10 protein-coding genes are annotated in these 17,912 nt (G+C 48.7%); 6 read left to right on the forward strand and 4 right to left on the reverse strand.

All coding sequences use genetic code 11. The features are described 5' to 3' along the window. Positions 1-13: 13 nt before the first annotated feature. From J7438_RS13280 to J7438_RS13295, 4 genes are all read left to right on the forward strand, one after another. Entirely contained in the window at positions 14-532 is a 519-nt protein-coding gene (locus J7438_RS13280) for a DUF3332 domain-containing protein (RefSeq protein ID WP_209201740.1), read from the forward strand. A 282-nt stretch (positions 533-814) separates the two neighbouring features. Then, positions 815-2,248: a C48 family peptidase gene (locus J7438_RS13285; RefSeq protein ID WP_209276921.1), complete on the forward strand. Its 1,434-nt coding sequence runs from the start codon at positions 815-817 to the stop codon at positions 2,246-2,248. A gap of 729 nt (positions 2,249-2,977) precedes the next feature. Beyond that, positions 2,978-5,992, forward strand: coding sequence for an NADH-dependent flavin oxidoreductase (locus tag J7438_RS13290; RefSeq protein WP_209276922.1), 3,015 nt, complete (start codon positions 2,978-2,980; stop codon positions 5,990-5,992). Between the two features lie 94 nt (positions 5,993-6,086). After that, complete coding sequence (locus J7438_RS13295) at positions 6,087-7,004, forward strand: FAD:protein FMN transferase (protein WP_209276923.1); 918 nt, start codon at positions 6,087-6,089, stop codon at positions 7,002-7,004. A gap of 344 nt (positions 7,005-7,348) precedes the next feature. Here the strand turns inward: J7438_RS13295 and J7438_RS13300 are convergent, their stop codons facing one another. Both J7438_RS13300 and J7438_RS13305 read right to left on the reverse strand, forming a co-directional pair. Further along, positions 7,349-7,741 carry a hypothetical protein gene (locus J7438_RS13300; RefSeq protein WP_209276924.1) on the reverse strand — a complete coding sequence of 131 codons (393 nt, stop codon included), beginning with the start codon at positions 7,739-7,741 and terminating at the stop codon, positions 7,349-7,351. A gap of 87 nt (positions 7,742-7,828) precedes the next feature. Further along, on the reverse strand, positions 7,829-8,194 hold the full coding sequence (locus tag J7438_RS13305; protein ID WP_209201735.1) for a hypothetical protein: 366 nt from the start codon (positions 8,192-8,194) through the stop codon (positions 7,829-7,831). A 569-nt stretch (positions 8,195-8,763) separates the two neighbouring features. Here J7438_RS13305 and J7438_RS13310 point away from each other — a divergent pair. After that, positions 8,764-9,345 (forward strand): hypothetical protein, encoded by a 582-nt coding sequence (locus J7438_RS13310; protein ID WP_209276925.1) that lies wholly within the window; start codon positions 8,764-8,766, stop codon positions 9,343-9,345. A gap of 135 nt (positions 9,346-9,480) precedes the next feature. Beyond that, the gene (locus J7438_RS13315) at positions 9,481-10,785 is read left to right on the forward strand and encodes a hypothetical protein (protein WP_209276926.1); all 1,305 of its coding nucleotides are present in this window, start codon (positions 9,481-9,483) and stop codon (positions 10,783-10,785) included. Between the two features lie 134 nt (positions 10,786-10,919). Here the strand turns inward: J7438_RS13315 and J7438_RS13320 are convergent, their stop codons facing one another. Both J7438_RS13320 and J7438_RS13325 read right to left on the reverse strand, forming a co-directional pair. Further along, on the reverse strand, positions 10,920-11,405 hold the full coding sequence (locus J7438_RS13320; protein ID WP_209276927.1) for a chemotaxis protein CheW: 486 nt from the start codon (positions 11,403-11,405) through the stop codon (positions 10,920-10,922). 67 nt (positions 11,406-11,472) lie between these two features. Further along, positions 11,473-17,814, reverse strand: coding sequence for a hybrid sensor histidine kinase/response regulator (locus J7438_RS13325; RefSeq protein ID WP_209276928.1), 6,342 nt, complete (start codon positions 17,812-17,814; stop codon positions 11,473-11,475). Between the last annotated feature and the right edge of the window lie 98 nt (positions 17,815-17,912).

The raw sequence follows: 17,912 nt of genomic DNA on the forward strand, positions 1-17,912 counted from the left end.
ATTCATGAAAAAGATGGCGATTAAAGCGCTGGCTATTGCTGTGTTTGCCGCATCAATGACTGGCTGTATGGGGCAGATGGGCACCTCGGCTATGGTGACCAAAGCTAACCTGTCGGTTGTCGATAACCGTTATGGTCGTGCCGGACTGTTCATGCTGCTCAGCCCGGTTTACGGTATTGCCGCTACTGCAGACTTTTTTATTTTCAATACCATCGAGTTTTGGACCGGCACCAACCCCATTACCGGCAAGTCTCCAGCGGTTGTTGATATGCCTGTTGATGCCATCTTCAAGGTCAACCACAAGCTGGACAAGTCCATGACTGATGTACCTCTGGACAGTATTACCTCTGCGTCTTTCAAACAGGTTGATGAGAATACCGTTGAAATGCACGTGACCTACACTGACGGTCAGCAGGCCATTATGCGTGGTGAAAAGTCCGGTGAGGAAGTCAGCTTCTTCATGGATGGAGAATTTGTTGCTACCGCTCAGGTTGCAGAACTGAATGATTATATCGCTGCCAGGCAGTCTTAACATAAGGGAGCCTTGAGCTCCCTTTTCGGGTTTGGTTGTGTCCGGATTTTCTAATCTGGAACTATAAAAAAAATAGTTAGTCTAAATGAGTTTTATGCTTGATTTGGAACAGTAATGTTAGAAATAGGTAGTAGCTCATCAAAAAGTATATTATCTCCCCTGGAAAACGAGGTCCTGGACAGAATCAGGCCATATTCAGGTTCGAATGTATTTAATAGTAGGCGTTGTGTAATAGAAGGGCTTTCCAGAGGAGAAAGAAAAAAATATATTCCGGAATCTATTTTGGATGAATTCAAGTCTCTTCAGGAATACACAATACGAGTATTTGATTTTCATGGTTCTCCAGATCAAATCAATGCATATCAGTTTGTATTTGATCGGCCTTTTCAAGAGGTTGGATTGGAGAATGGAATTATTCTAAATAATAGCGATGAATGTGAGGCATTTTTTTTTAATGCCTCTAGCAAAGCGTTAACTATAGATTACTATTTAGATGTTTGCGACCGTGAAGTAGAAAAAGATGGAAAAGTTATGCTTATTACTAATGGCAGTCAAGTGAGCATTTCACCATTATCTGAAAACAAAACAATCAGATTTGAGAGTTACACAGGGGGAGATGTCTGGCTGAGGAACTCAGAGTCATCCTTATTTAAACTTGAATTTCAAAATGACAAGCGAGTATGGAAGGAAATAGGCCGCAGCGCATCTTACAAAACTACTTTTGACGCTAATCCACTAGTAAGACAGTCAGGCCCGGTATTTCTTCACGAAGACAATGGACAGGTACGAACCCTGGATCATCAAGTTGATGGTGAACTCTTTATTCCACTTCATGCCATTGATGAGCTATTAAAAAGTAAGGTAGAGAAAAATATAAGACCATTTTTTGATTGGATTTGTACGAGCTGTGATGCTGAAATAGCTATTTTTCTTAGAATAACGGTAAATATGGTTCCGATACAGAAAGAAAACTGTCTGATATGTTGGGTTTATGAAGACCGGCCATGGTATCATACGGTAGTTACATCAATGTATATCCAGAAGGATAAAGTATATTGTCATATCCATGAGACTGTAGGCTGTGAAAGTGATCTGGCAAAGACAGTAAGAAAGAAGTTAATAAAAAGAATAAAATCCAACTTCGAAAATCACTCAGTTATTTTTTCAGTAACCCGGGAGGCTATACAAAAGGATTTTAGCTCTTGCGGCATTTTTGCTATAAAAACAGTGCAATATCTTTCTAAGAATCCTGAGCGATGGTGCTCATTTCTAAATAATATGGCAGCTATCAAACCTGAAGCCGGAGAAGAAAATATCAGGAAAATTTCCGTAAGTATGCTGCCTGCTGAACTCTTGAAGCTTTGCCAATATACAGCATGTGCGTCACCTGAGCAGAGGAATTCAATAATCGGGCATAAACAGGTCTGGGATTTAACCTTGGAACAATATTGGCGAGAGTATGGCTACAAGGGGCAAAGCCATCCTGAAAATCACGCTGCCCTGGCCAAGTTGTACAAATCTTATGCAGACTATGCGGCTCTCAAGGCAGGAGGGAATACACAAAATGTTGAGGTAGTTGATGATATCCGTGCATCTGATTCACGCACTGGTTCTAAACGGCAAACGGGAAACAGTCAGTATTTTCTGCGTCAATCGGATCCTAAAAAAAAAAGATCGATAAGTAGTTGGCCAAATGGAATCGTATTTTCTGGCTAAGTGGGCAGTTACTATGCAAGGCACAACGAAGCGAGTATAGCCTTAGCTATGTGACCGGAGTTGTGACGCCGCACGACTGCATGGATGCAGGAGCTAGAGCAACGCAGGAGCAGTTGCCGAGAGTGACTGCCCACTTGGTCAGAAAATACGATTCCATTTGGTTAACTACTTAATGCACTCTCTCCATAAAGTGTATTCGCAACAGTTGCAAAGAATAGTGGGAGGCCCATTGCCGGGTCCCCTGAAGCATGAATTGCCCGGGCTCCAGCTGAAGACTGGAAATTGCTGTCATAAGGCAGATGGACACCTCAGCTATGGTGACCAAAGCTAATCTGTCAGTTGATGAGAATACGGTTGAAATACGAAACCAACCCACTTCTCCCTGCTACTGACTTTCTTATTACCGAAAAAAATCAGTGCCCACCTTATCAGAAACCTCCAGCTATCCCCTGTTTAGGGTCCTGTTTCAGCAGCTGTCTTCGGCATCGCCTAAATTAGCACCCCAAAACCATTTTTATAGAAAAACCTCACGTAACTCAACGGGATATATGGGTGTTTATCACTATACATGCAAAGTTGATGGTGTGAAAAAATGCCGATGATTTTTCGCTGGGCTTAATTTTGAGCCCTTGTCTTGATACTGGTCTTAACAAAAGTATTTACTCCATAAACAGTCAGCCCAGTGAGCAAACGTTTGTACGGTCATTGGGGTGAAATAAGGAAGTCTTGATGGCTCATTTGATCGACGAAGTTCTGTTTCAATCAGGTAACAAGTTCAAGAATCGTATCGTGATGGCTCCGATGACGATTCAATCCGCCTTTTTTGATGGCGGCGTCACCCAGCAGATGATTACCTATTACGCCGCTCGCTCTGGTGATGCCGGTGCTGTAATTGTCGAAAGTGCTTTTGTGGAAAATTACGGCAGAGCTTTCCCCGGCGCACTGGGTATCGATACTGATGGCAAAATTGCTGGCCTGAAGCAACTGGCGGATGCCATCAAGGCCAAAGGCTCAAAAGCCATTCTGCAAATCTACCATGCCGGTCGTATGGCAACGCCCGAGTTTAATGGTGGCCATAAACCGATCTCGGCCAGCCCTGTCGCTGCTCTGCGTGATAATGCGGAAACCCCGCTGGAGATGACCGAAGAGCAAATCGAAGAGATGATCGAGTTGTTCGGCAATGCCGTGAACCGTGCCATTGTCGCCGGTTTTGATGGTGTTGAAATCCACGGTGCCAACACTTACCTGATCCAGCAGTTTTTCTCGCCACACTCCAACCGCAGAAATGACCGGTGGGGTGGCGATATTGAAAAACGCACCACATTCCCGCTGGCTGTTCTGGCCAAAACCAAGCAGGTGGCACAGTCTCATAACAAGGCTGATTTCATTGTCGGTTATCGCTTCTCACCTGAAGAGATTGAAGAGCCGGGTATCCGCTTTGAAGATACCATGTTCCTGTTGGATAAACTGGCGACAGAAGGCCTGGATTATTTCCACTTCTCTATGGGCAGCTGGGCACGTAACTCCATCGTAAACCCGGAAGACAAAGAGCCACTGATCAACAAGTATCGTCAATTGCAGTCTGAGGCGGTTGCCAGCGTGCCGGTTATCGGTGTGGGTGGTATTGCCCAGACTGCCGACGGGGAAAAAGCGCTGTCCCAGGGTTACGATATGGTGGCCGTAGGCAAGGGTTACCTGGTTGAACCTACCTGGGCAACCAAGGCTCTGAACAATGAGACCTGCGCCGAGTTCGCCGATATCGCTCAGCAGGAAGCTCTGCTGATCCCGACGCCATTGTGGGACATCATGGATTACATGATTGTCGACAGTGCCGCAGAAGCGGAAAAACATCAGCGCATCAAAGAGCTGCAAGGTATTGAGATCCGTTTCCAGCCTGGCACTTATACCGCTTACGGCCGTGGTCACAATGGTGACCTGCCGGTGACGGTAACCTTCTCTGAAGATGAGATTCTTGAGATTGTGGTGGACTCTTCCAGAGAGTCAGATGGTATTGCCAACCCGGCCTTTGAGCGTATTCCACAGCAGATCGTTGATGAGCAGACGCTCAATATTGACGTGATCTCCGGCGCAACCGTCAGCAGTCAGGCGGTGATTGACGGTGTTTCCAATGCGGTTGATCTTGCCGGTGGTCACTCCGAGGCTCTGCGTGTGAAAGCTCGCAAAGCGGTTGAGTGGACCGCGCAAACCATCGAAGAGAGCGCCGACGTGGTAGTGATCGGTGGTGGCGGTGCCGGTTTGAGTGCGGCACTGACAGCCCTGGATAAAGGCAAGTCGGTTATCCTGCTGGAGAAGTTCCCGGCTATCGGTGGTAATACGGTCCGTACTGGTGGTTGGGTTAATGCTGCTGAACCCGCGTGGCAGGGTGATTTCGCGGCACTGGCGGGTGAAAAAGAGACCCTGATGGCCCTGGCTCAGACACCAGAGTCTGAGTTCGTCGGTGAATATCTGGACGATTTCCGTACCCTGAAGTCACAGCTGGATGATTACTTCAACCAGCACGACCATGGCAAGAAATACCTGTTCGACTCGGTTGAACTGCACCGCATCCAGACCTACCTGGGCGGTAAGCGTACCGACCTGAATGGCGAAACCATTTATGGTCAATACGATCTGGTCAAGCAGCTGACTTCCCGCTCCATGGAGTCCATCGACTGGCTGAGCGAGAAAGGTATCGAGTTTGAGCGTGGCCTGGTGGATATCGCTGTTGGTGCCCTGTGGCGTCGTGCCCACAAGCCAAAGCGTCCAAAAGGCGTTGAGTTTGTTGATAAGCTGCAAAAGCGCATTCTGGAACAGAATGGTCGTATCATCACCGATACCCGGGCTACCGACCTGATCGTTGAAGATGGCAAGGTTGTGGGTGTCAAGGCGATCCAGGCCAACGGTAATGAGCTGATCGTAAAAGCGAGCCACGGTGTGGTCATGACTTCTGGCGGCTTTGGTGCCAATACCCAGATGATCAAGAAGTACAACACCTATTGGAAAAATATTGCTGACGATATCAAAACCACCAACTCCCCTGCGCTGGTGGGTGATGGTATCGAAATGGGCGAAAAAGTCGGTGCCGAGCTGGTGGGAATGGGCTTTGCCCAGCTGATGCCAATCGGTGATCCGAAGTCCGGTGCTCTGCTGACTGGCCTGATTGTACCACCGGAGAACTTTGTCTTCGTTAACCAGAAAGGCAAGCGTTTTGTCGATGAGTGCGGCAGCCGCGATAAGCTGGCAGACTCCTTCTTCGACAACGGCGGCACCGTTTACATGATTGCCGATGCCGAGATTCGCAAAACAGCAGCCAACACCTCCGATGAAACCATCGCCCGTGAAATCAGCGAGGGCATCATCGTGGAAGCGGATACGCTGGAAGAACTGGCTGACAAGATCGGTGTGCCACAGGCGGAATTTGTGCAAACCATCAAGCAGTACAACACGTGTGTTGAGCAGGGTCACGATCCTGAATTCAACAAGAGTGCGTTCGGCTTGAAGGTGGAGCAGGGACCGTTCTACGCCACACCACGTCAGCCTTCTATTCACCACACCATGGGTGGCTTGAAGATCGATACCAGCACGCGAGTGATTGGTAAGGACGGTAACATCATTCCTGGCCTGTACGCAGCGGGTGAAGTCACTGGCGGTATCCATGCCGGTAACCGTCTGGGTGGTAACGCCCTGATCGATATCTTCACGTTTGGCCGTATTGCCGGTGAAAGCGCGGCGGACCTTGTTTAAGGTATAGCGGCGACAACCAAAAGCCTGCCCTCGCGGAGTGGCGGGCTTTTTAGCAGCGAACTATTTCATGCACAAGTACCAGACCAGATTCCAGATGATGGGAACATTGATTGATCTGGTCGTTTATCATCAAAATGGTGAGCAGCTGCTCAAAGCGGCCTATCACCAACTTTCCCAATACGCCCAGCGGTTCACGGTCAATCAACCAGATGGGGAACTGATGCGCATCAACCAGAATGCAGGCATTGCACCAATCGCGGTTGCTTCCGATCTCTTTCACCTGATCAACGTCGCTAAGGCGGCAAGCCAGGACAGACACAACCCCTTCAATATTGCCATTGGCCCTCTGGTCAAGCTCTGGCGCATCGGCTTTCGGGATGCCAGACTGCCCTCAGCGGCGGAGATATCTGCACGGTTGGCGTTGGTCGATCCTGATAACATTGTCCTGAACGAACAGGAGAGAACGGTATTTTTACGTCAACCCGGTATGGAGATCGACCTGGGGGCCATCGCTAAAGGCTATTTTGCCGATCAGGTCAAACAAGCGCTGGTCAACGCCGGTGTTGACTACGGCTTTATCAGTCTGGGGGGCAATGTGGTCACCATCGGTCACTCACCCACCAATGCCAACCGGGCCTGGAATGTAGGTATTCAAAACCCTCTGGCACAGCGGGGCTCCATTATTCGTGCGCTGCCACTGAACGATGCCTCCATGGTCACCTCTGGCATTAACGAACGCTATTTTGATGTCAATGGTCAGCGTTACCACCACCTGTTGGATGCACAAACAGGTATGCCCATTGCCACGGATATTGCCAGTCTGACCATTATTTCCAAACACTCCGTTGATGGTGAAATCTGGAGTACTGCCGGCTTTTTATCCTCGGCGGATGATGCGTTGCACTATTTATGTCAACAGGCATTTATTGAAGCCGTTGTTGTAGCAAAGGATGGCACCGTTCAGGTGACCGATGGACTGGTTGACCATGGTCGTTATATTGCTTTGCGCTGAATAGAAACTGTCACCATCTAGGAGGCTGTCCGAGAATAGCGCCCGTAGCGAGGATGGCAGAAAATTGAGGATAAAAATTCCGTTTTGTGAGGTGAATAGCGGGGCTATTTGCCGAACAAAACGGAATTTTTAGACCAATTTGCTGCCACCGCAGTAGGGCAGTCTATTCTCGGACAGCCTCCTAGGATGGCACCCATCTGCACCAGCCTGAGCGTCCCGCTGAACTTACAACGAAACGTCAACAGACTCCGGGGCTTTAGCCCGGATGTTTCATAAAATTCTTCTGTGGACTCATGAAATTAAAGATGACTATTTTTCTTTGTTCATTATCAGGAATAAGCCATTCAATTACATTTTTTCTGGTTTGTAACACTAGTGCTGGAAGGCACAGAATTGCTGCAGACCCTGTCGTAAAGAGATTTTCCTGCTTTGTTCAAAGTGTCCAGAGGGTTAGCGAAAAAAACAAAAAATGACAATACCGCTGCTTCAGCAGCAAATATTAACGCATCTTGCCGGAGGTCCAGGTATTCATTGTATTTATCAGGCCCCAGACTCCTGGCAAGTGATTCTTGTGCCGGTACATTAAAAACAGTATCAATATGGTTACAGATAGCAACTGTCACCGCGCCAATGGCAATTGAGAAGACACCACTTGCGATATTTTTTTTAAATTCCGGGAATAACCCGGAGGGCATTTGACAATTGGCTGATGCTGAAGGATGAGAGATGGGCAACACGGGTAAACCCTCAATTGAAACTCACTGGTTTGTGACAGTCTTAACTTGACACGCTCTTTAAAGAGCGAGTTTGCACTTCAATTTTGATCATGAATGTGATGCAAGTCGGCTACATACTCTGTCGTATATCGATTTAGCCAGAGTGCTACAATCAGCCAGACCTCCCTGGGCAACAAATAGAATTAACGGATATACAAAAAGCTTGACTACTTTGATTTCACCATTTTGAAGACCATCATATTTAAATTTTTCATAACCAACCAAATTCTGCCGGGCATAATCCTCGGCAGGCCCGTTAAAATACCGATGAATGTCCAGAGATGCTGTGGAAGCAATTACTCCGCCTAGAAATGAATCGACGGCTTTTATGAGAATCTTTTCGGATTGTTCAAATAATGGCAGGGAATCCGGAGGATTTGTTGGATTATTATATCTTAAGAAGAGAGGTTGCATTGTAAAACACCTGAGTACTTAAAAGTGAAAGTGTTTGGCACTTTGACATTACCGACAATACCAACAGGTGCAAAGTTCAATTTGGATCCTTTTTTCCAAATCCCCATGACCGGCATAGCCGGTCATGGGGATTTTCAGGCTGACCTTTCGAGTAGACCACACCATGAATTTCAAAAATACAGCCATCCACATCGATAACCAGTCTCAGTTCGCCCAAGGTTTTGATATCCCGCAGCACCTCTTAGTAGGTAGTAGGAGGCTGACCGAGAATAGGCGACCCCGTAGCGAGGATGGCAGAAAATTGAGGATAAAAAGTCGGAAATTTTTAGTGAATAGTGGTTTTATTTGCTAAAAATTCCTGCTCCAGTTCATGTCTGCGGTATGATGAAGCACTGCCTACGGGAATCCCGCCATCAACCATAACGGTTCAAACACCGTATCAATCCACTATTAAATAACATAGGCTTTGCCGACATTGAGCGCTGGATGTTTAATGGATTTGAAACAATGTCCAAGGTTGAGATAACAAGAACAGCCTGTGCCTATAGCGATGTCTTAAGGGTGCTTCTGTGTTTTATGGCACTGAGCTGCTCGATGGTATTAATCAAGCTTCGAGTGATACCAATAAAAGAACCAGTCCGTGTGACGGGATGATTTATTTAGATACCGATATTTATTACAACTCCCTGCACAGAATGGATGATCTGTATTTTAAAGGGGTTTTATTCAAGTGGAGACTCCTGATCCAATTACTGATGCACACCTCAAATGATATTTTTGCCACTTCCCATGCCCGATCAGAATTTTTTGGTTGTTTAATGCACGAGGTGCTGACCAAAACCTTTGCATTAATGAGTCAATATTCCAGCTGTGCAGAGTATGTTCGTCCCGAGCCTGATGATATCAGGTCAAATGAATTGAATGTTACTGAGTTTTCCCTTGTGCCTGCTGATAAGATGGTGACCAGGCACTATGGAAGATTTGCGGAAAAATTAGAAGATGAAAACGGTGCCTTTTCTTTTCCCCTCAAAGAAACAGTGGGGCAAGATGCTTCCTGGATTGATGGTAGCGCTTTAAGCCTCCAGCGTTCGATGTTCAGACCAAAGAGCCTTATGCAGCGGTCCGTTGATTATTTTTGTTCAATTTCGTGATTTCCCAAAAACCTCATCGCGTAAAAAAATTTTGGGATTATTGAATCGTTTGCGAAGAATAAATATTGCACTATGATGATTTAATCATGTACAGGATTGCCTGAGTCGCCATAATCAGTTAGAGAAATAATTCGTATGTTTGCAGTTAATAAGGATAATAATTCCAGTGCAGGTATTAATTTCATCTTTGATGATCGAAGCCCACGTCCGGATGATACATCTACCAGTTCTGTTTTCCAGGGTTCGTATGAAGTAAAGCAAATCCAAACCAGCAGAATTACCAGAGCTTTTGTTGATCAAACTGAATTAGTCAAACCTCAGCTGGGTGAACCGGGTTTTCCCCGGTTGGACCAGAAAAATGTCAGCAAATTAATTACCCACGAAGCGGCAATTGTGCTTGAAGGTACTGCACCTCAGGTCGTGATAGCCGAAGTGAGTCCTTCAGCCAATGCTAGTAATACTGCGGTAAATGGCCCGTCTGCAAATGCAGTGGCATTAACCAATCAGTCAGTTGGCAAGAATCAGTCTTTGCCCGTGTTCAACAATAGTGATTGTGAGGTTTCTTCCCGTCTGTCTGATGCTTTCCAGGCTGGCAATGCTCAACTTGTCACCCAGTATTGTCAGCAAATACTGGGCAGCCCCCGCAAAAAGTGGGCAAAGCAAATACTGCTGGAAGCCATAAACCTTGATGGTATTCCCGGTCTCTACATAGCGCTCGAAAAAGGTCATGCCGACTGCATCAGCGCCTTTTTCGATCAGGTACAATGCAGTAACCTGAACGTTGAAATGAAGCAGAAACTGTTGGCACCCCAAGTCCCCGAAAGCAACACGCCAGGTCTTTTTCTGGCTATGAGAAAAGGCAATGCTGACCTTGCCCGCACCTATTGCGAATGGATACTATCAACAAATTACCCTGATTGGTGGCAAAAAGAACTGCTAATGGCCATCGATTTCTCTTCTATTGACGAGTTAGACGGGCCAGATTATCGAGCGCCTGCTTTGCACGAAGCCATGGCAGCAAATCACAGTGAGTGTGTTAAGGTTTTTTGTAAACTGGTTTTAGCAAGTAATCTCAGCGTTCAGTTCAAAGAGAATCTGATAGCAGCTAATTACGTTGGATTCCCCCTGGAGCCGGGTCTCTACAGTGCTTTTTTTGAAGGCAAAGCTCACAGTGTGGAAGCTTTTTGCCAACAAGTTCTGGAAGCAAAACTTGACGCTAGTGTGAAGCAAAGGTTGTTGGCACCAAAATGGTGTGGTGCAACAATCATACAGCGAGCCAATTCGAGATCTGAAGTATTTCAGAAATACAAAACCATTATAAAAGATAGCAATTTGAATTTTATAGCAAAAACATCACTAACATCTGGTATTTTAAATCGGTTAAAAAGAACTTTTGATCCTGTCCGCCTTTATCTCAACGTTCGTGATGCAGTTCGGTAGATAAGTTACAGGACCAGGGAACTGATTATTAAACGCATGGTCCCACTATCAAATTGTAAACAGTTTTCGCCACTAAACTGTGGATAAGTAATTAATTGTGGATAAGTAATTGGCAAATACTCAACGGCCTGGATTTATTCGTTTCGCTGACAACCTCCTACAGCCAAATCGCTGGAGGATGTCAATTTCTGTTCCACAAGAGAAAGATCCGGAATTGAAGCAGGAACGTCTCTCATAATAATCCGATATTTTTCCATTGGGCCTTTTTCTTCTGCTGAATTCCGCACTTCTTCCCGTACCAGTGTTAATGGTTGTGGAATTCCCTGAACCACCATGGCATAGAATGGCAGGCTATCGTTTTTACTGGTGCGATGCATTATGGCAATACGATTGGTGGCAGAGAACTCGGCAAATCGTCCATGGTTCAGTCGTTCAAAGGAAATCACCGGGATCTTTGTACCCCGCCAGTCAAGATCACCCAGCAGCCATTCGGTTTCCGGGTAATTGGCTTCCGGACGACTGTAGTCCTGAATACCGGCGATACATACTGAAGGTATCAGCAGGGGGCGCTGCTGCATGGGTATCAGCACGGACGAAATGGGCTTGTGGCTTCCGGACATGGTTTCCTCTTCTTTCTGCTACTGTGCGGTTGTTGTGAAGGGCAGGGCTTCCCGGGAAGCCCTGTTATCACGCTGTCTCAACTTCAATCAGTTTTTCAATCGCTTCGAGTAATGGCCCTTCCTGGAAAGGCTTGCCTATGTACTCATTGACACCCAGGCTTAAGGCCCGGTGACGATGTTTCTCACCGGTTCTGGAGGTGATCATGATAATCGGCAGGTCCTGAAGTTCAGGATCATTCCTGACCGCGCTGGCCACCTCAAAACCATCCATACGGGGCATTTCGATATCCAGCAACATAATGTCTGGCTTCTGCTCAGCGAGACGGGTCATGGCTTCCACACCATCCCGTGCCGAGATCACCTCGTATCCCTGACGGCTTAGCAGACGACTGGTGACTTTTCTTACGGTCACCGAGTCATCCACCACCAGCACTCTGATGGCCTGATCACTGCTGTCCGGTTCATGCCTTTCCACGGTGTCAGGTTTGGCTTCCTGAATGACCAGCTGATGTTTGCGGTAAAGTGCCGCCGGATCAAGGATGACCACAACTCGACCATCACCAAGAATGGTTGCACCGTTTACCCCGGCAAGACCGGAGAACTGAATGCCCAGACTCTTGGTAATGATTTCCCGGCTACCCACGATAGCATCAACCTGAACCGCTATATTCTCACTGCCTCTTTGCACCATGACTACCGGACACTGGCCATCACTTATTTTGGGGCTGCCAGCACCGAGAAGAGCGCCCATGTAGATCAGCTGGTGCTCGGTACCATTGCCATAGATGAGTGGCGCTCTGTTTTGGTAGCAATCGGCCAGCATTTTTGCTGACACCATGGAGATGCCATCAATGGCATGCATCGGCAGTGCGTACAGGCTGCTGCCTACTTCCACCATCAACGCCCGGTTAATGGACAGGGTAAATGGCAACCTGAGAGAGAATTGTGTACCCAGCCCGGCCTCAGACTTAACCTGTATGCTGCCGCCCATTTGGCGAACCGAGTTATTCACAACATCCATCCCGACACCGCGGCCAGAAAGGTGGGTCACCTCGCTTGCGGTACTGAATCCGGACTTCATGATCAGTTCGATGGCTTCCTGATCCGTTACCGGTTCGTCAGGACTGATCAGTTGCTGTTCAATCGCTTTGGCTTTCACGGCTTCAATATCGATACCGCGACCATCGTCGGACAACTCAACCACCACATCGGCACCATCGCGTCGTATCGATAAAGTAATCTGTCCCGCCTCAGGTTTGCCTGAATTCTGTCTTTCTGCCAATGAGTCTTCGATGCCGTGACCAATGGCATTTCGGAGCATATGTCCCAAGGGAGCAAGCATGCGCTCAAGCATGGTTCGGTCCATCTCACCTTCGGCATTACTGACCACAAGCTCAACGGGCTTGTGCAGATCATCAGACACCTGACGGACAATCTTGCGCAGCCTGGGAACCAGTCGGCTGAACGATACCATCCGGGCTTTCATCAGCTGCTCCTGGAGCTCAATCTGGGTTCTGGACTGTTGCTGGAGCAGCGTTTCTGTATCCCGGGTCTTTTCCTGCAAGGCCTCGCGCAAATCCATAAGGTCAGAGGCGGACTCCACCAGCGAGTGAGAGAGCTGTGACAGTTCTGAGTACTGGTCCATTTCCAATGGGTCAAAATCAGGGTTATCACCAAGATCGCCCTGGTGCCGGGAGATGATCTGGCTCTGCGTTTCGATATCGAGTCGCCGCAACTGTTCCCGAACCCGCAGAATGGTTCGATTCATCTCTTCAAGGGTTCGGGCGGCATCTGTCGTCTGCTGCTCAATGCGGGAACGGCTGATGCTGGTTTCCCCGGCAAGATTGATCAGAGTTTCCAGAAGTTCCGGGGGAATGCGGACCATTTCACTCAGTGATGACTGAAGCGTTGTCTCTTCCCCATCGGCAGAGGCCTGGGGCGCTACCCGGGTGGTGGAAACGGGTTCCAGTACCTGACCGGGCATCGGCTGCGGTAGATCAGGTGCGGGCAGTTCTGACAGGTTATTGACCCATGTATCTTCATCCAAGGTCCTGGCGAGAGGTTTGGCTGGCGCAGCCTGCCCCAGGTAGTCCGGAAGAGTATCAGGCTCTTCAGCGGTTGAGTGGCTGGCGTTCAGTCTATGCTTCCATTGCCTGAGTTCTTCCAGCATGCGCTGTACGTCAGGGGATGGTTGCCCGTTGTCAGGGGTTTTCAGTGTTGTCTCTATGATGTCGTGAGTTTTCTGAATCAGCGCCAGAGGGGCGCTTTCAGGCTCACAGCTGCCATTGGCAATGGATTCATAGATATCTTCCAGCCCATGGCTCAGTTCTCCAAGCTCATGGAGTTCTGCCATCATTGCTCCCCCTTTCAGGGTGTGCAGGCATCGTTGAAGTTCATGAACCGGTTGTAAATCGCTGGTATTGCCGAGCCATGTTTCCAGAGACTGTGCTGAGTCTTCGAGCAGCTCATAAGCCTCCTCGATAAACAGCTTGTGCAGCTCCGGCTCGGGCTCTGACCCATTGCTGTACGGAGCAAAAGATGTGCCTTCTGCCGGGACTGAAGCAATCCAGGACGGCTGGGCTATCGGTTTGAAACGATTATCTTCAGAGAACGATAAGTCGATGTCTTCTGCTGCCTCTGTCTCTGCATCAAAATCAAGCAGGGCATCAAAGTCATGATCCTCGAGGTCTTCTTCGAACGTCAGGTCGGGATCTGCCTGACTCAATGCCTGCTCAAACAGCAAAGACTCCAGTGCTTCACGCAGAGCGCTGAAAATCGCGTGTGGCGGTTCCGGCGTTTGCTGAGAAGCCACCTGGTTCATCATTTCAACCAGGGCTTCGAAGCCGTCCGTAAATGGCGACAGTAACGGTTGGGGAAGGCGGGTCTCATGGGTCTCCAGGTAAGTGCAGACATCATGTAACACATCACAGAGCTCTGTGATAGCCGACAAACCTGCTTCATTGGCATTCTCAGCAAGCACCTTCAGTTCAAACTTGAACCGGTCAAGCTCCTCGTGGGGCGTACCATTAACCCATGATTTCAGATGGCTGCTGGCATCCAGTAACAGGTCAAGGTCGCTGGCCAGGAAAAGTGCTGCCTGCTGGCCTGTTGGCTGCTTTACTGGTGCAGGCTCCGAGGCAGACTCATCATGCAAACTGTTGCTGAGTAGTTGGTTATGAAGCGCATCAAGCCAGTTAAGAAAGCTATCAACTTTCAGGTCCAGAGGGTGGGAGTTGGTTTGCAGTTGTTGCAGTGCGTCTTCAATCAGGTCTACCCCCTGTTCCAGCATGCTGATGACCTGACTATCAGCAGGCACCAGGTGTGCCCGGAATTCCTTGATGGTCTTTTCAATAGCGGCAACCAGCTCGGCAAGGGGGGTAATGTCTGCCATAAAGGCACTGCCTTTCAGGGTGTGCAGTGCTCGCTGGACAGAATCCGTGATCTGGATATCGCCACCCATTTGATGGCTACTATCGATGAACTCTTTGACGACACTGAGATGGCTTCTGGCTTCAGTGTCAAAAATTGCCATTAACTGTTGATCAAACCCGCTATCCAGCTCAACGGTTTGCTCTTCAGTTGCAACGTTACTGATTGCCTCGGTTTCCGGAGGCTCTGTCAGTGCATTATCCAGCTCATCGACGTCGCTATGCAGAGCTTCTTTGGCACTGTCCTCGATAATGTTGCCAAACATCATGGCCGGTTCTTGCTGCTCAGGTTCTACCAGCTCCTCACTATCAACGACAAAGTGGTTTCCTTTACCCAGGGCATCTGCTTTCTCCATGCACAGCAGAACTTCCGGGGTGAGTTGTTGACTGTCCCCGGCAAAATCATTCACCAGTTCAGGCAGCATGGCGATCACTTCATGGAGTAGCTCAGCTATTGGCTCAGACGCTTTAATCGTGCCTTTGACCACGTTGTTCAGCATGTTTTCCAATGACCATGCCAGCTCACCGATAACGTCAGCACCGATCATGCGACCGCTGCCCTTTAACGTATGAAATGCTCTTCTGATCTCATTGGTGGTGGCTGCATCATGGATATTACTGTGCCATTGTGGCAATAGCGCTTTGAGCTGTTGCTGAACTTCTGTCGCTTCTTCGACGAAAACTTCATGGAGGTCGTCGTCGTCATCTTCATTCATTGACAGACTGAAGGTGTCTTCTTTAGAGAGGGTGTCCTCCGGGGAAGAGTGGTGTGACGGTGTTAGATCCCCAGCGATGTCATCGCTGTCCGGGGTGTTATGTATGGTTAAGGTTTGATCTGATGAAGGGGGCGCAATCTCAGAAAGTGAGAATGTTTCTTCAGGAGAGTAGCTTTCCAGGTCCGGCAGATTTTCTTCATTCGCCGAAAAATCAACCGTCTGTGCCGGCTCATCACTCACTGTTAGCGGGTTTTCAATCGACGCCGCTGCCGGAATCAGGTTCTCCCTGTGGACTATATCGATCGAGTGGGAGTAAGTCGTGTCCTGTTTCCCGGTAACTGCCTGAGAGGGGCTCAGGCTGTCGGTTGAGAACTCTATGGTTGGGCCGTAGTCTGCTTCTTTTTCACTGGCAGCAACCGCTCCGGTAGCTGACGACATAGGCTTTTCGTAGTGAAACTCAATAACGTCATTGTCAGCCGCTTGTTCCTCCGGGGCCGCTCTCTCTTCATCGGAAAGCAGGTGGGCAGCGAACGGGTTAGCTTTGGCTTCAGGTTTCGGGGTGGATGAAATGGCTGGCGCGGCAGGTTCTGCTTTTGTGACGGTAACGGATGACTCAAGCCGATCAATACTTTTCCGGGTAATATCCAGCGTTTTTTCAACGTAGGCAGAAGCCCCGCCACCCAACTGTTCCAGATAGTATTCAATGCTGGATAAACTATCGGCCATTGCATCCAGCTCATCGAGGCCGGGCTTGAGGTTTTTGTCCAGCCATTGCTGCTGAATATGCCTTGAACAGCGACTGATTAACTCAGCAACACGGTCCAGAGGAATCATGGCAAGACTGCCCTGGATGCTTTTCATCAGGGGTAATAACTTGACCAGGAACTCCGGATTATAATCACTGCCCAGGTAGCCCTCCACAGCGCCTTTGGCCTCTTTCAGGTTTTTCCGGGCTTCATAAATTACTTTCTGGTGAATATCGTTTATCTGTGCTGATACGGAACTCTGGCCGGTTACCGATCGGTTGAGGCCCATGAACTGGTTCAGTCCGGACTCCACTTCAAGCAACCGGGCAGCCGTATTGATCAGGGTATCGTTCACTTTTTCGGGCGAGTGGCCACCAGTAAGAATCATCTGCAGATGTTGATGCTCTCTGTGCATGATGTTCTGCAACGATTCGAGGCCAAGCATGCCTAATGTGTCAGAGATTTGCTGGCAGGTGGCCAGTTGATCCCGAAGCCTGGATTGATTGCCCCCGGGGTTCAGCAGGTAGAGATCCAGGGCATCTTTGATATGAGTGAGCTCTTCCTTGATGGCTTTCACCACCGATGTCGCTGCATCAATGTTGAGCAGATTGGCATCCTGCGGCTCTGCCTCCAGGGCCTGGTCCAGAGAGTATCGTCGCTTCAGAGAGAGGATAAGCGCATGATCACTGTTTGCTTTGGCGATCCGATAAAGAATCTCTCTCAGTATCTCTTCCGAGGGCGGGGTGTTCAGGCGTTTGGCTTCCTCACTGGCCAGACACTTGAACTCATTGTCCATTTCACGAAGGATTCTGATGGCGTGACTGTCTATGGCAATAGAGCCTTCCTTGAGGCCCTCGGAGAAGGCAGTGCAGGCATCCCATAGCGGTGAAATTGGCGAGTCCCAGCAAAGGTTTTGCAGCTTGGCAAATATTTTACTGATGACCGTCAGTTGCTGGTCTCGCTTGCTGTCCCTGAGAATGCCGGCAAGACACAGCTGATATTTCTGCCGTATTTTCCGTACCAGAACCGCAAAGCCGCTGGCCTGCAGCTTGTTCAGCTGTGCTTCCGGGATTGGTGCAATGGTGTGAACGATGGCCGGTGCAAAAAAATCAATATCAGACAGCGCCCGTTGCCCCCGTAATTGGCGCATTTCATTGAGCAGGTGCTTCAGCAGGCTGGGGGTATCGTTGCCAGATCGGGAGGTATGGACAAGATAGCCTGGCAGCTGAAGCATTGCCTGAATCAGTACCACCAGCCGTTGCTGACTGTTATCCGCCGGAATCTTATTCAGGCTATCTAATAGCAGCAGAATTTCCCGGGTCAGTAACCGGGCTCCCTTCTGTTTCAATATCTTCAGCGTGCTGTGAATTTGCTGGATTTTGGTACGACAATTCTCCAGAAACACAGCCTCATCTGTGGAATCAGCATACTGTTCAAGGTCCTGACGGGCTTCAGTGAGGGTGCCTTCAATCTCTCCGATAACCCAGTCCAGACCTATGTATTCACGCTGTTCGACCATGCCTGGCTCCCGTTTCCAGCTACCATTCCCGCTGTTGTATGCGCTCTTTTTAACGCTCTGTTTAACAAGAGCGCCCGAGCGGCGGGCATTATGCTTGT

It is taken from the genome of Thalassotalea sp. G20_0 (assembly GCF_017744175.1).
GTDB lineage: Bacteria > Pseudomonadota > Gammaproteobacteria > Pseudomonadales > Endozoicomonadaceae > Endozoicomonas.